The organism is Methylobacter sp. (assembly GCF_023227905.1).
Classification (GTDB): domain Bacteria; phylum Pseudomonadota; class Gammaproteobacteria; order Methylococcales; family Methylomonadaceae; genus Methylobacter_A.
Window position 1 is genome coordinate 40,273 of sequence record NZ_JALOCF010000018.1, and the last position, 15,103, is coordinate 55,375.

A 15,103-nucleotide genomic window follows, 5' to 3' on the forward strand; every position below is an offset into this window, starting at 1 on the left:
TTGAACTCCCGGTAGGACTCATGTCGGAGTTCAAAGCTTGCTTTGAACAGCTAAACGGTACCCAAAGATGCAAGAACTTTTGCAACTATCAATACATGCGGGAACTTACGCAATGATTAATAACGGAATAGCAACTATGCACACGACTCTGTATTTGAAAGCGATATTTAACTTCGAGCGTTCGCTGTTCCGCGCCGATAGACTGGACGTTCTTGTCGCATTTATTCTGTTTGCGGCAATCGGCTACGCGTTTGTCAACGGTCATGCCTGGATGAACAAACAGCAACAAGCTGTGCATGCCGCGCAAACCGAAGAATCGGCACGCCTGCAAGATCTGAAAGATACCCTGGTCAAGATCGAGGCAGGCAGCCTTAAACCGCCCAAGTCTTACCAAAACCCGGCAAGCGCTCATGCTGTGGGTAACCAGCTTGCAGCGACCTATGCCATTCTGCCGCCAACCTCACTTGCTTTGACCGCTATAGGCCAAAGCGATCTCAATCCTCCTTACACAAAAGTATCCGGTGAGAACAAAGAGATATTTGCGTTAAACGAAGAAATCGAAAACCCCGGCAATTTACTGGCCGGCAATTTCGATCTTGCCTTTGTCGTCGTTTTTTTATTGCCGATCCTGATTATCGCGCTCTCCTATAACCTGCTCTCGGCTGAGCGCGAGCAGGGTACGCTGGCTATCACGATGACAAACCCGGTGCCGCTGTGGGTTTTGATTGCCGGCAAACTTTGTTTTCGTGCCGGTTTTGTCTTTTCAATGATGGCCGGAATGGCGGTTATCGGATTGATTATCGCCGGCGCCGATTTGACGGCTAGCGATAGCATGGTGCGCTTGGCTTGGTGGATAGGGCTGCTGTTTACTTACATCCTGTTCTGGTTTGCCATGGCGGTTGCGGTCAATGTGCAGGCTAAATCGTCTTCACACAACGCACTGGTTTTGACCGGGCTGTGGATTATGCTGTTGCTGGTATTACCGACCTTCATCAGCATCGCTATCAATGTCGCGTACCCGCTTCCTTCCCGCGTAGCGATGATAGGCGCGATTCGCGCCGCGCAAACGGATGCTGGCAAGTCATCCGACGCAACCCTTGCGCGTTTTGAACAAGAGCATCCCGAAATGACGATCAAACCGGGTTCAGCAGACGATGATTATGCCGCTTCCAGAAAGCGTGTATTGGTACAGCTTGCAGCGTCCGAGCGAGTAGCACAAATCATGACCGGCTACGACCGGCAATTAGCCAAGCGGCAACGCATCGCCGAAATCCTGCGCTTTTTATCCCCGGCGATTGTTATGCAGGAAGCATTAAACGCGATAGCGGGCACCGACAACAGCCGGTATCGACATTTATCTCGCCAAGTCGATGCCTTTCGCCGTACGCGGCAGGATTTTTTTATGCCGAAAGCACTTAATAACGTGCCTCTCAAACTGGCTGATTACCAAGACTTTCCGCGTTTTAGCTATGTCGAGCAGGCGATTTCAGAAACCGGCTTGAGATTGTTTGGCGGATGGCTCGGCTTAATGATCCCAATTGCTTTGCTATTCATGTTCACCCTGCGCCGCATCCGGAATTACCCGGTTACGGCATGACCAATGAGAAAAAAAGATAAATAATGACGCAAACACAAAATCCAGAGACAGTAATCCGACAACCCAAACGTATTCAATGGCTTAAATGGCTGCGCCGCGTCCACGCCTGGGTCGGGCTGTGGGGCGCGGCGTTGGGTTTGTTATTCGGCGTTAGCGGAATTTTACTCAACCACCATATGGTGATGAAAATTCCTGCTGCAAAAATGGAACGGTCGCAAATCGAACTGCCTCTGCCTACACCGCTTCCTGTGGATGCAGAAGCTTTGGCCTTATGGTTGCAAACACAATTAAACATCAGCCGGGAACCCAGTAAAGTAATCACTGAACCGGCAAAAACCGTAACCTGGGCCGGTCAAACTTTCCAACAACCCGGCCAATGGCGAGTGGATTTTCATAGTCCGCAGCAATCTGTGAACGCTGAATACTGGGTCGGTAATAGTTTTGTTTCGGTAAAACGCCAGGATGCCAATATCTTCGCCTTCATCACCCGTTTGCATAAAGGAGTCGGCATGGGCACAGCCTGGATACTGCTGGCCGATACGCTGGCCGGCGGCTTGGTATTTCTTTCCCTGACCGGCTTGTTATTGTGGACCAAGCTGCATGGCTCGCGTCTGCTTATGGCTGGCTTGGGGTTGGTTTCGCTTGGACTGGGAGTGTCTGTTGTGCTGAACTCGCTGTAACTTTTTCTGCGTTGAGCTGGCGGCGACAAAAAGCATAACCGGAAACGGCTATTTTCCCTGCGTTTGCAGCACCAGCCTGTGTTCCGCCTTTCCGGCGTCAGCCCATTAGGTCATATCACTACAAATATGTGGCATATGACCTACTTTTTAGGATTAAGATGATTTGCCGGACCGTTTCCGAGCAATCACCGCATCAGCCAGTAAGCCTAATATCAAGGCTCAGGAGCCTTAGCAGCTATAATTAGCCTATTTGGCATTATATTTGCTGACTTTTATGGCAATCGTTTACCTGATTCTTCAGGCTAATACTGCCATAGAGGGAATTATTTCATTGATGAATCTGTCGCCAGAACCTGGATTGTCTGCGCATTTCCTTTTGCATCAAAAAGACTTGATGCAGTTTTTGACGTTTAAAGTGCAATGCGCCGAAACAGCTGCCGATTTAACACAGGAAACTTATTTACGTATCGCCCATCACCCCGACCCCGGCAATATCGAAAATATACGCGCTTACCTGTTCCGTATCGCCAATAACCTTGCCCTTGATTATCTTCGCAGCCAGACGCGGCTGAATAAACGCGATGCCGGACCGGTTACGGAAGACTTTACCTGCCATCAACCTGAGCCGGATGCAATAGTGTCCGACCACCAGCAACTGGAGTTTCTTGAACGGGTTATTTATGACTTGCCGCCGAAATGTCGGGAGGTTTTCCTGATGAGTCGCGTGGAGAACAAAAGCTATACCGAGATCAGCAACGAGCTGGGTATCTCTCCCCGCACCGTGGAAAGCCATATGCGCAAGGCATTGGAGCAGATTCGGAAACAGTTTGACTAAGTTCCTCATCAAGCAAAATATATTTTCGTCCTGTAAGGGTATCGAGACTGTCAGACGTCTTATTAATTAAGCTACCCATAACAGGACTATTCTCTCTGTAGTAATATACCCATCATGTCCAGCACCCAGCCTTCATCAAATGCACAATCCGTCTCAGACCAGGCTACCGCATGGTTTGCGCGCCTGCATGCGGATGACGTGAGTGCCGGGGAACAGGAACAGTTCAAAAACTGGTACCGGGAAAGCCCGCAACATGCCCAAGCCTATGACAAGATGGCGCTGCTTTGGGAAATGCTTGAAGCACCCGGCAAACGGGTTCATGCCAGGCTCGAAGCCGAACAATCCTCAGCCCCAGCCGCCCGCCCGCCCCTGCGCGGCAAGCAACCGCCTTACGCCCGGCGATTTATGGCAACGTCTGCGCTGGCTTTGATTGCGTTGCTGTCCTATCAACTGCCGGCACACTACCAAAATTGGCGCAGCGATTACCATACGGCACCCGGCAAACAGTTAACCGTTGCGCTCAGCGACGGATCGCGGCTGACGTTAAATACCGACACCGCCATCGCCGTGCACCTTGCCGACAAGCAACGGAACATCGAACTGCTGCTCGGCGAAGCTTATTTCCAGGTATCCCCGGATAAAAATCGCCCGTTCGTAGTCAGCAACGGCACAGCCAATGCCCGTGCGGTCGGCACTGCTTTCAGTGTTAAAAAGACCGCTGACGACATGCGGGTGGTCGTCAGCGAAGGCACGGTGGAAGTATCGGCAGGCAAAGCCGACTCTACCGCCCTGGTCCATATCAACCAGCAAGTGGACTATCAGCAGGGCCGCATCGGGCCGGTGATAACCTCAGACCTTATGGAAACGCTGGCCTGGCAGCGCGGACAACTGATTTTTAAACGGCAGCCGCTATCTCGGGTGATTCAGGAAGTGAACCGCTACCGGAGCGGACAAATTGTGATTCTAAACTCTAAGCTGAAAGAAAGGATCGTTAGCGGCGTGTTTGATACCGCAGATCCAGCCGCAGTGGTTGACGGCATCAAAACCACCCTGAAAGTCAGCTCGGTGAGCTTGTCGAATCAACTGGTTTTGCTTTATTAATTAACCGAACAGGCCTACTCACGCCGATTAGAACAGCTTAAGCAAGTACCGCGACAAAGACCTTCCAGGTTTTTAAAACCTGGAAGGTCTTAACCACCGCCCTAACATAACTCCTGAAGCGCAAGTAAACGTTTAAATACAAAGCAAGCGATACAATTTTTCTTCCTCGACTAAGGGTAAATCGATCTAGCTTCGTCGTAAGTCATGAAGTTAATACTTTTATGACCTAAAGAGGATTTACCCAAATGACACGACCAACGCACCAGGTTTGTAAATATCGCGGACAAAATTTAATCAAAACAGCCGGACTGCTGATGCCTGTGATACTGTTTGCGGCTGGACCAAACACCTATGCCGCTGATGCAGCCTCCCCTAAAACTATACAATTCAACATCCCGGCGCAATCCCTGTCGAGCGCATTGACACGTTTTTCCGCCGAGACCCGGCTGCAAGTACTGTATGAAGGCGATGTGGCCGATAAACTGCAAGCTCCGGCACTTAACGGCGCTTACACGCCGGAGCAAGCTCTGGAAAAACTGTTGCGCGGCAGCGGGCTTAAGTCTCGCTACACTAATGACAAAACCATCACCATAGAAGTGCCGACCAGCCAAAACCAGTCGCCCCCGATCACGTTGCAAGCGATGACGGTAACCGGAAAAAGCCAGTACGACGCTAACGATCCGTATGACAAGCATTATGCGGCCCCCAATTCCAGCTTTGCGACCAAAACCGACACGCCGATCATGGAAACGCCGCTAAATATTCAGGTGCTTCCGAAAGCAGTGCTTGATGATCAACAATCTACCAAACTTGATCAGGCGGTGAAATTGGTCAGCGGGGTCACTACCGGTCAAGGCGCAGGCGGAATTTCCGATCAAGTTACCATACGCGGTTTTTTTAACTTCAACTACTTTCGTAACGGCATGCGCATCGACACTAACGGAGGCGCAGACGGAACGCGCGCCATGGCGAACGTGCAAAGCCTGGAAGTGCTCAAAGGGCCGGCGGCGATGCTGTATGGACGGGTCGAACCCGGAGGCATGGTTAATATCGTCACTAAAAAGCCATTGGAGACTGAGTATTATTCGCTGCAACAGCAAGCCGGATCATTTGATTTCTATCGCACCAGTATCGATGCGACAGGGCCTTTGACCAGTAATAAGGACTTGCTGTATCGGATGAATGTTTCTTACGAAAACAGCGGTTCGTTTCGCGAGTTTGTCGATTCCGAAAAAGTATTTGTCGCGCCGGTCCTGCAATGGAACATCAGTCCGCAGACGCAAGCAATACTGGAAATGGAATACCGCCACGAAAATAATAGTTACGATCCGGGGGCAGGCGCTTTAATCATTGATGGAAGAACAGCAAATGGCACCTGGATTAATCCGCGCTTAGCGAAAATTCCCCGTGAACGGAATTTGATAGAGCCCGACAATAAAAATCCTCTTGATAATGAATTCATCGGTCTTAATGTGAACCATAAATTCAATGATGACTGGGTATTGTCCGAGCAACTCGGCATCAACCTATTGGATAGGACCCGGACAGCGATGAATTCCGGAGCTTTAAACGCCGATCAACGCACACTGAACAGGCAATTGCTCACAAGCGACTTTTATACCAACGACAGTTATTTCACCACAACCAATTTGACCGGCCATTTCGATACTTGGGGGCTTAAACATACGTTGTTAGTCGGAGGCGATTATTACCTCCAGGATGAAAATTCCGTCGGCTATAGCAGCACCGTGCCAAGCACCATTGACATTTATAACCCTATCCACAGAGGCCTTCCGCCGGTCAATCCAACGACGCGCGCCAGCCAATCGTTTCATACGACCACGGATTTGTACGGCATCTATCTACAGGATCAAATCAAGTTGCCTTACAACGTCCATGTGATGGGCGGCTTCCGTTACCAGGATGTCGAGCAATACAATGTTCTTACCAAGCAGGTAGGACAAAAAGCCGATGCGGTAACGCCACAAGCGGGCGTGCTTTGGCAACCCATCAAATGGCTGAGCCTATACGGCAACTATGTGGAGAATTTCGGCACCACCAACGGTCAGGGACAAGGCGGTACATTTTTACCGCCGCAAACCGCGCAACAATGGGAAGGGGGATTTAAAACCGCATTCTTCGATGACCGCTTAAGCACCACCATTGCTTACTTCAACTTGACCAAGCAAAACATTCCCACGATCGATCCTGCTAATCCAACCTTCAGCATTGCAACCGGCGAGGCGCAAAGCCGCGGCGTAGAAGTGGACATCAGAGGCGAAATTTTACCGGGGTGGAACACTATAGCCACCTATGCCTATACCGAAACCGAGGTACTCAAAGAAAATAACCCCAATAACATACCTGTGGGTAGCCCACTCAGGGGCATTCCTAAAAATACATCCACTTTATGGACAACTTACGATTTTCAGCAAGATTACCTGCGTGGCTTCAAAGTGGGTGCCGGCGTGGACTTATATAGTTCAAGAAAAGCAACTTTCGATCGGCAGCAATTCGATTTTGCCGGGTATGGCGTGGTTAATCTGTTGGGGAGCTATACGCGGAATGTCGCTAAATCCAGGGTAACACTCCAATTGAATGTCACCAACCTGTTGGATAAGGAATATATCCACGATGGTTTTATCCAATCCAACTCCGCCACTCTTCAAACCCGAACTACCTGGGGTGCGCCAAGAACTCTGATGGGATCGGTAAAGGTCGAGTTTTAACCGGTTAGCTATATAGGAGGCAATAATGGAATATCAGGGATTGTGTCACCAATTCCCAATACTTTTATTCTTAATGCACCGCATGGCTACATTGCCAATCACGCCTTAACGAGGTCTAAAAAACATGCAGCAATCTCTTGATGATTTTCCAGTGCATAACCCGATGACGGTAGCGAAAACCGATACCCATCTGGTCAAACTCAAAGCTCGGCGTAAATTGTGGCTGGATGTGCATTTATATCTCGGCCTGATCGTCGGCGCGATCTTTGCTGTAGTCGGTTTGACCGGGGGCATGCTGGTGTTTTATCAGGAAATGCAGGAAGTGTTAAATCCTGAGCTGGCTATGGTTTCGATACTGCCGGAAAACCGGGAAAGGTTGCAGAGCTCGGATGACATTGTTGCGGCGGCAGAAAAGGCCAAGCCGCAAGGCAGCCGCTTTTTCAAGATCTATTACCCCCGCAAGCCCGATGTAGCCTACAAGATGCTGTATTTTGTCAGGGATGAAAACCGAGCGAATAACGGCGACGGCTATTATATTTTCGTCGATCCTTATACCGTCCAGGTCAAAGGCGTGCAGCTCTGGCATCCCAAGGATCGCTACTGGGGACGGCCTTTAGTCAGTTTTATCATGCAACTGCACTGGTGCTTGTTATTGGGCAAACAAGCCGGCGGCATTCTCAATGGCATTTTAGCGGTGTTATCGATTATTTCGGTATTGACCGGCCTGATTGTCTGGTGGCCGCTGACCGGCAAATTCAAACAGGCTTTAACCTTCAAGCGCAATGCCAGCACCGTGCGCTTTAACTTCGATCTGCATAAAACCATCGGCTTTTATTTGACCATCGTGCTGCTGCCAGTGTTGTTTTCCGGTATTTATTTTAATCTGCCGGATCAGGTGAATGTGCTGGTCAGATTGTTCTCGTCAACCAACAGGCCCAATGCCTTTAGCACGGTTCCGGCGGAAATTCACAGCCGTGTACCGCAAGCGGGACAACAGCCGATTAATGTCTCGGCAGTGGAGGCCATTGTGCAGGAACGCTATCCAGCCGGTCGGTTGTGGATGCTCAATGCGCCGAAAAACCCGACAGATGTTTACACGGTAATGAAGAACGAGGTAACCGAAATAAGCCGCTTTACCGGTTATCGCGATTTCGCCGTCGACCAATATAGCGGCGAGATACTCAGAGTTTACGACAGAGGCACCGGCAGCGGCGGCGACATTTTTCTGGACTGGCAATGGCCGTTGCACAGCGGCAAGGCTTTCGGCTGGACCGGAAGGATTTTAGTGTTTCTTTCCGGCCTAGCTTGCCCTGTTTTGTATGTGACCGGGGTGATCCGATGGCTTCAAAAACGCAAGGCAAAGAAATTATCGAGGAGCCACAATTTTCACTGAACAATTGTTATTGGAATCCGAAGCTCTCCTGCAAAAAAATATGCATAAACCAGCCGGACAATCTCAGGAATGATTCTTTTCGACTGCTGTGGGCATAAATACAAAAAGCTTGTGTCATATCCCCTATTCAACTGCGGCATTTGACACAAGCCTTTTCTCTGAAATTATCAAGCAACTGATATTTATAACGATTTTAACAGGCATGGATATTGCTTAGTGCTCTGGCACCACTGTTTAATTCTGTCTTGCATAACCGATGACCGAACCCAATCACAGCTTCCTGCATGACCTGTTCCTGAAACATGCCCACGAAGTCAGCGCCTTTATTCGCGGACGCTGGCCCAGAGAGCCGGATGTTGACGATATCATGCAGGAATCGTTTTTACGCCTGTCGCAAGTCCCCAACCCGGAAACCATCCTTAATCCGCGAGCCTTTCTGTTCACGACCGCATCCAATATGGCCGTGGATCGCCATCGTCGCCGAAAAACCCGCGAGCGATATATTGAACCGGACGCGGACCTTGAGAATTTGGCGAGCGATCATGTATCTCCCGACCGCCATTCGGAAGCACAGCAAGCACTTGAGCGGTTCAGCGAATGGCTGGACGAGTTGCCGGAGCTGCACCGGCATGCCTTTGTTCTGTTCCGCATCGAGGGCTGTCCGCATGCCGAAATCGCAGTACGCCTTGGTATTTCCGTGAGTACCTCCGAGCGCTATGTAAAACAGGCCATGCACCATATCGGTCTGCGTCTCAACGCTATGCAAGCCTAAAGTTATGACGATAATTGAGCTGCCGAACGTCTATAGTATGATTGCGATAAAATGAACAGACTTAACCAGAACCGATAAGGCTATAAACCAGCGTGAAAACCATCCTCCCACCCTCTTCCGAATCAGCGCATGCACAAGCTATTGACTGGCTGCTGCGCATCCGTTCGGAAAACTGCACTGAGGCAGAGCGCCACGCTTTCAATACTTGGCTGGAAGAAAGCGCAAGCCACCGCCAGGCCTATGAAACGGCGCAATCGCAATGGCAATGGATGGATCAATTTAAAAGCATGAGTTTTCCCGCACGGGATGCCGCATTGCACTACCGCAAAAAATCGCCCCGCCGCATGCTTAAATACAGCGCCGCCGCCTCGCTGTTGCTGGCTTTGGGCTTAACCGCCTTTATGCCGAACGGCTGGCTGGGAATCCCGCATACCTATATTGCCGAAAAAGGCAACCATCAAGCCATCACCCTGGCCGACGGTTCCAGTATTGAACTCAATACCGAAAGCGAGGTGCGGGTTCATTTCAATCATTGGCGGCGCAACGTCGAAATGATAAAAGGCGAAGCTTTTTTTACCGTAACTCACGATGCCGAACGCCCGTTTGAGGTACGCGCAGGTAACGGACGCATCCGCGACATCGGCACCGCGTTTGAGGTCTACATCAAACCCGAACAAGTCATCGTTGCCGTGCAGGAAGGCATCGTCTCAGTGCAAGCCGCCGGAAAGCGGGAACTGACAGCCGGACAGCAACTGGCCTTTAACGGCAGCGGCGAATTCCAGACGCTGCAAGGTCAAGATATCGCCGGACTCACCGCCTGGCGGCAAGGCAAGCTCGTATTCCGAGACCGTCCCCTAGACGAGGTACTCGCCGAAGTAGGCCGTTACCACGATACCCGCATCCATTTGCAGAATGAAACCTTGCGTAGACTGCGGGTTAGCGGCACATTTCACACCGCCGAACTCGACAACACGCTCGACGCCATCGCCACTATCCTGCCGGTTAACATCGATCATGTCGGCGAACATGAAATCGTGCTGAAATCGGCGGCCTCCGTTCACAAATAGTCGGACTGTCGTTTTTAGACTGAACCGAAAAAATAACTTCAAATTCCTGACGATTTTTTTAAAGTCATGCGTCTATCCCTTATCAACACAATTTAATAAGGGAGAAACGAATAAATGACATTAAAGATCACACGGCTTACCGCGGCTATTTTGGCAACCATGGCGAGCGCCGCTTACGCAGACGAACAAAAACATCACTTCGACATCCCCGCGCAAGCGCTGAGCTCAGCACTGCAAACGCTCGCCGCGCAATCCGGCGCACCGATGCTTTATGCGGAACAGACGGCGGCGGGCAAAAAAAGTCGGCGCTTGAGCGGCGACTATACGACCGCCGAAGCGGCGGATAAATTGCTTGCAGGCAGCGGCCTTGTCCACAGCGTCGCCGAAAACGGCACGGTGACGGTTAAACCGGCACCGCAAAGTACAGGCCCCGTTACCTTAAAGCCGATGACTGTTACCGGAAAAGTAGACGATGATCCAGCGTCTTACCGAGCCACCAACACCAGCACCGCCACCAAGACCGACACGCCGATTATGCAAACGCCGCAATCCATTCAAGTGATCAAGCGGTCATTGATGGACGACCAGCAAAACATCACCGTCAGTGAAAGCCTGCGCAATGTCAGCGGCGTGGTGCCCAATAATCCTGCCTTCACGCCGGCCAAGGATTTTACCCTCATCCGAGGCTTTGCAGCCGAACAAGTGATTGACGGTTTTACCCAATATTACAATCCGGGCGATCGGGAAAGCACAGTTAATATTGAGCGAATCGAAGTCCTGAAAGGCACCAACGGGATACTTTACAGCGGCGGCGCCGGCTCGCCGGTCGGCGGCTTGGTCAATATCGTTTCCAAGCTGCCCCAGGCCGAGGCATCCCGCGAGTTGGGCTTTAAAATCGGCACTAATAATTATTACCAGCCTTATCTCGATATTAACCAGCCGCTGACCAAAAATATTTTGACCCGCTTTACCGGCGAATATACCGACGCGGGCAGTTACCTGGATGTCGTGAAAACGCAACGCTACAACCTCAATCCGACCATAACGTTTACCAACAACGATACGACCACGTTCACCGTGCAAGGCAAGGTGTCCAGGTGGGAGCAGCCTGAATACCAAGGCTTGCCGGCCACGGGTACGGTAGCGGGCCAGCTTCAGACGCCCCGGCATACCTTTGTAGGCCCTTCCGACATCCCTGACAGCTCTAGCGAATTTAGCGGCGTTTGGGGCACGTTGGACCACAAGTTCAACGATATGTGGTCACTCAATCTAAAGGCTCGCCATGCCCAATCGGAATTCGACGAGAAAGTTCAATCCTTGGCCGGAGCGGACGGATTTATTGCCGACCGGCCGTTTTTTGCTAACACGTGGGCCCTGGTCAATGCCGAGCTGTTTCAAAAGCAAGAGGAACTGAGCTTTTTAGGCAACGTCACGGCCAAGTTTGATGTCGGTCCCACTAAAAATACCGTACTGATTGGCGCGGACCATAGCGAAGTCGATGATAAAGGCTTTATGGATGTCGATATGGGCCGGTTCGGTTTTGGTGCAGGCACTGTTGACTTAAGCAGGCCTTCGTTTCCTGCGGCTTACGGCCCGGCAGGCCCCGGCATCGATAACCAGTTTGTGACCAACACCACTTACGGCGGCTACACCCAACTGCAAAGCACGCTTTATGATCGGCTGCATTTATTAACCAGTCTCAGAGTCGGCCATGTCGGCATCGATTACCAAAATACGACGCAGAACATAGACGCCAGCGGCGATAAAACTAGGTTTTTGCCACGCGCAGGCGGCGTTTTCGACCTGACGGATGAATATTCCTTGTTTATCAACTACAGCGAAGGCATGCGCGGCCAGCCTTTCGTCAACTTTGTCGGCGCCCCTCAACCGGAGGAATCGACAACGCTTGAAGGCGGGCTTAAATTCAATGTTGCCCACCAACTCACCGGACAGATTGCGGTTTATGAAATCGAACGCAGCCATGTCGCGGTCACCGATAACACCGACCTGCGCCGTCGCTCAAAAGCCGAAGGCCAGCAGCGTTCGCGCGGCGTTGAAACCGACCTGACCTGGCAAGCCACCGATGGGCTGAGCATTCTTGCCAACTACGCGCATACCGATGCCAAGTTTACCGACAATTTGGCCGGCGTTCCTGAAGGCAACAAGCTGGCTACTGTGCCTGCCGACTCCGGCAGGCTGTGGGCAAACTACCGCTTTCAGCAACCGATGCTCAGAGGATTCAGTATTGGCGGCGGACTCTATGCGCAAGGGCAAACTTATCTGTCCAACAATAATCAGTTCAAAAGCGACGGCTACCATAGCTTCGATGCCAGCATCGGTTATGAGCGCCAGCAGTTCAAACTCATGGCGACAGTAAAAAACCTGACCGATGAGGATTATTTTCAAGCCTACAACTATTTTGGCGGGCGCGTGATACCTTCAGAAGGCACATCCGCCTATGTCACTGCATCTGTCAAGTTTTAAGGAGCGTGGTATGGAACGTCGTCAATTTACTAAACTAGCGCTATTGGGCGGCGGCCTTGCGCCCTTCCTTTCGGGCTGTTCATCGCTTGCCAAAACCCAGGCACCGAATGCCAGACAGACGACAGCATCCGCGCATTTAAGTAAAGCCGAGGCGGAAAAAATATCCCGTAATGCCCATGAAAAACTTATGGGCCTTAGGGACGATTTTAAGATGCACGGCGAGGAACATATCGCCATGCTCTTATACCCTGGCTTTGCGGCATTGGATCTGGTTGGCCCTCAATACCTGTTTGCCGCAATGATGGGGGCGAAGATTTACTTGATATCTCCCGCCAATGACCTAAAGCCGGTGACCAGTGGCGAGGGCTTGGCGATTGTGCCGACCCATACCCTAAGCGAATGTCCCGAAGCCCTGGATATTTTCTTTGTACCCGGCGGTGCCAATGGCACGGTGGAGGCAATGAAAAACGCTCAATTGATCGATTTCATTGCCAGCAAGGCGGCTGTTTCCAACTACGTGGCCAGCGTTTGCACCGGCAGCTTGCTGTTGGGTAAAGCCGGTTTATTGAAAGGGAAAAAAGCGACTTCGCATTGGACGACGTTGGAACTATTACCGAAATTTGGCGCGATACCCGTCAAACAGCGGGTGGTCTGGGACGGCAAATTGATCACCGGCGGCGGTGTCACCGCAGGCATTGATTTTGGCTTACAGGTTGTGGCCGCATTGCGAGGAAAAACGTATGCCCAAACGATTCAGCTTGAGGCGGAGTACGATCCTGCCCCGCCCTATGATTCGGGTTCACCCGAAAAGGCCGATCCATTCGTCAGGGATAATCTCAAAGGCATCATGACGCCTCTGGTCGAGAACTTTAGGCGGGCAATTTAATGGTTCAATCTCCTGCGCGGGTCGTGATTTACCCCGCGCGCCCGATCCAATTTATGCACCTAAAACACCGCTTTCATTATTACAATCTTGATTATCAGATCAACAACTCGTCATTTTTTGCTGGACCGGTTAACCCGGCAAATAACCGCACCACCACGCGTAGTGTGACTACCAGACCGATTGACGTTACTGACACCTATGCGACCAGCATAGACCTCACCGGTAAATTCAATGTATTGGGCACACAGCACCAAGCTTTAGCGGGATTCGATTATTTTTGGGAAAAGGCCGAAAGCCAAGGTTTTGCAGGCAATCCCGCGCCGGCAGCCTATAGGCCGGTGGTTGATATTTTCAATCTGGTCTGTTACCACGCAACTTAGTGTCAATAACCTACTGGGCAAAACTATTTATGAGACTTCTGCTTTCGGAGGCTTTTTGGCGCAGCCGGGTGCACCGCGTACTTTCATGGGTTCGATCCGTGTGGAGTTTTAACGCTAAATAGGGTTAATGGCCTCTCCAGGCCGGACGAAGTTACTGTTAAGTCAAAGGAAAGCCTTCGGTGTTTGGAGTGCAGGCTCCGCCTGCCAATGCAAGCAAAGCTTGCACTCCAGCGATTTATTTCTCATGCGAAATAAATCGCTTAATTCAACAGCATTGGGTATTTACCCTGTCCGGCACGGTTGCATGCTTTCAGCAACTCGGTATCGACATTCAATATGGACAACATAAACAATGAAATCCAATGTAAATCATGCCAATTCGGTAACCGGACAACAATCACCAAACCTCCGACTATCACACCTGAAAACCCGGCGTAAAAACTGGCTGGGAGTTCATATATGGCTGGGCTTAAGCTTGGGACTTTTACTGTCTATCTATGGCATCACTGGTAGCATTTTAGTGTTCCATGAGGCTGTTGCCATAGCCATGCAACGCTACCCGACTGGTCGTCCGCATTTTATTTATGGCGCCTCCACGCCAACCAAAACTTATACGGTCTGCCAGAATGGCGTCGATGCGCCCGGTAGCCTGTTGCAGCGGCGTTGCATGGTGATGGATCGCTATAGCGGCAAAATACTGGACGTGGACGATCCAACCATCGGCACGGCGGGCGAGGTATTTACACAGTGGCAATGGCCTTTGCACTCAGGACAGGCTTTCGGCATGACCGGGCGGGTTTTAGTGTTTTTGTCCGGCCTGGCTTGTCCGGTGTTATTCATTACCGGTGTAATACGCTGGCAGCAAAAGCGCCGGGCGAAGAAATCAAAACCCAGGAAAAAGCCGGAGCTATATTCAAAACGTTCGATTTATAAACAGCCGATTGCCTGATCTGAATATTGATAATTTTTTATATTTCAGGTGAGGATTTCCTGCTGCTGAAACGTCTTATAGTAGAAACTCGTAATTTGCTGTTTTCCTCCCAAAGTGATTGTCACGTCACCTTCTGCAAAGAACGAGTTTCTCTGTCTTTCTCATTGAGTGTCATGCAAGGCGATTAAATCCAGGGATGGTTTTTTTATGAGCTGATGATTGAAGGCAGGCATGCAAATCACTCGGTT

General features: G+C 50.8%; 11 protein-coding genes and 1 pseudogene. All 12 read left to right on the forward strand.

The features are described from left to right. Window positions 1-136 precede the first annotated feature (136 nt). Window positions 137-1,597 carry a DUF3526 domain-containing protein gene (locus M0R47_RS09445; protein WP_292553591.1) on the forward strand — a complete coding sequence of 487 codons (1,461 nt, stop codon included), beginning with the start codon at window positions 137-139 and terminating at the stop codon, window positions 1,595-1,597. 23 nt (window positions 1,598-1,620) lie between these two features. Then, window positions 1,621-2,277: a PepSY-associated TM helix domain-containing protein gene (locus M0R47_RS09450; RefSeq protein WP_292553594.1), complete on the forward strand. Its 657-nt coding sequence runs from the start codon at window positions 1,621-1,623 to the stop codon at window positions 2,275-2,277. A 274-nt stretch (window positions 2,278-2,551) separates the two neighbouring features. After that, window positions 2,552-3,112, forward strand: coding sequence for an RNA polymerase sigma factor (locus M0R47_RS09455; RefSeq protein ID WP_292553597.1), 561 nt, complete (start codon window positions 2,552-2,554; stop codon window positions 3,110-3,112). Window positions 3,113-3,226: 114 nt separating this feature from the next. Next, window positions 3,227-4,213, forward strand: a complete 987-nt coding sequence (locus M0R47_RS09460) for a FecR family protein (protein WP_292553600.1) — start codon at window positions 3,227-3,229, stop codon at window positions 4,211-4,213. Window positions 4,214-4,458: 245 nt separating this feature from the next. After that, on the forward strand, window positions 4,459-6,942 hold the full coding sequence (locus M0R47_RS09465; protein ID WP_292553603.1) for a TonB-dependent receptor: 2,484 nt from the start codon (window positions 4,459-4,461) through the stop codon (window positions 6,940-6,942). Window positions 6,943-7,066: 124 nt separating this feature from the next. Beyond that, window positions 7,067-8,335, forward strand: coding sequence for a PepSY-associated TM helix domain-containing protein (locus M0R47_RS09470; RefSeq protein WP_292553605.1), 1,269 nt, complete (start codon window positions 7,067-7,069; stop codon window positions 8,333-8,335). Between the two features lie 256 nt (window positions 8,336-8,591). Then, on the forward strand, window positions 8,592-9,107 hold the full coding sequence (locus M0R47_RS09475) for an RNA polymerase sigma factor (RefSeq protein ID WP_292553608.1): 516 nt from the start codon (window positions 8,592-8,594) through the stop codon (window positions 9,105-9,107). A gap of 92 nt (window positions 9,108-9,199) precedes the next feature. Then, window positions 9,200-10,174: a FecR family protein gene (locus M0R47_RS09480; protein ID WP_292553611.1), complete on the forward strand. Its 975-nt coding sequence runs from the start codon at window positions 9,200-9,202 to the stop codon at window positions 10,172-10,174. Between the two features lie 114 nt (window positions 10,175-10,288). Continuing rightward, entirely contained in the window at window positions 10,289-12,658 is a 2,370-nt protein-coding gene (locus M0R47_RS09485) for a TonB-dependent receptor (RefSeq protein ID WP_292553614.1), read from the forward strand. Window positions 12,659-12,668: 10 nt separating this feature from the next. Further along, window positions 12,669-13,544 (forward strand): DJ-1/PfpI family protein, encoded by an 876-nt coding sequence (locus tag M0R47_RS09490; protein ID WP_292553618.1) that lies wholly within the window; start codon window positions 12,669-12,671, stop codon window positions 13,542-13,544. 53 nt (window positions 13,545-13,597) lie between these two features. Further along, entirely contained in the window at window positions 13,598-13,924 is a 327-nt protein-coding gene (locus tag M0R47_RS09495) for a hypothetical protein (protein ID WP_292553621.1), read from the forward strand. A gap of 529 nt (window positions 13,925-14,453) precedes the next feature. Then, window positions 14,454-14,873, forward strand: a pseudogene (locus tag M0R47_RS09500) (PepSY-associated TM helix domain-containing protein); the annotation flags it as partial. Window positions 14,874-15,103 lie beyond the last annotated feature (230 nt).

Bases quoted from the DNA above. Each gene is read 5' to 3' on its own strand.
- M0R47_RS09465 (WP_292553603.1), top strand. From the start codon at position 4,459: ATGACACGACCAACGCACCAGGTTTGTAAATATCGCGGACAAAATTTA.
- M0R47_RS09495 (WP_292553621.1), top strand. From the start codon at position 13,598: ATGCACCTAAAACACCGCTTTCATTATTACAATCTTGATTATCAGATC.
- M0R47_RS09475 (WP_292553608.1), top strand. From the start codon at position 8,592: ATGACCGAACCCAATCACAGCTTCCTGCATGACCTGTTCCTGAAACAT.
- M0R47_RS09490 (WP_292553618.1), top strand. From the start codon at position 12,669: ATGGAACGTCGTCAATTTACTAAACTAGCGCTATTGGGCGGCGGCCTT.
- M0R47_RS09455 (WP_292553597.1), top strand. From the start codon at position 2,552: ATGGCAATCGTTTACCTGATTCTTCAGGCTAATACTGCCATAGAGGGA.
- M0R47_RS09470 (WP_292553605.1), top strand. From the start codon at position 7,067: ATGCAGCAATCTCTTGATGATTTTCCAGTGCATAACCCGATGACGGTA.
- M0R47_RS09485 (WP_292553614.1), top strand. From the start codon at position 10,289: ATGACATTAAAGATCACACGGCTTACCGCGGCTATTTTGGCAACCATG.
- M0R47_RS09460 (WP_292553600.1), top strand. From the start codon at position 3,227: ATGTCCAGCACCCAGCCTTCATCAAATGCACAATCCGTCTCAGACCAG.
- M0R47_RS09445 (WP_292553591.1), top strand. From the start codon at position 137: ATGCACACGACTCTGTATTTGAAAGCGATATTTAACTTCGAGCGTTCG.
- M0R47_RS09450 (WP_292553594.1), top strand. From the start codon at position 1,621: ATGACGCAAACACAAAATCCAGAGACAGTAATCCGACAACCCAAACGT.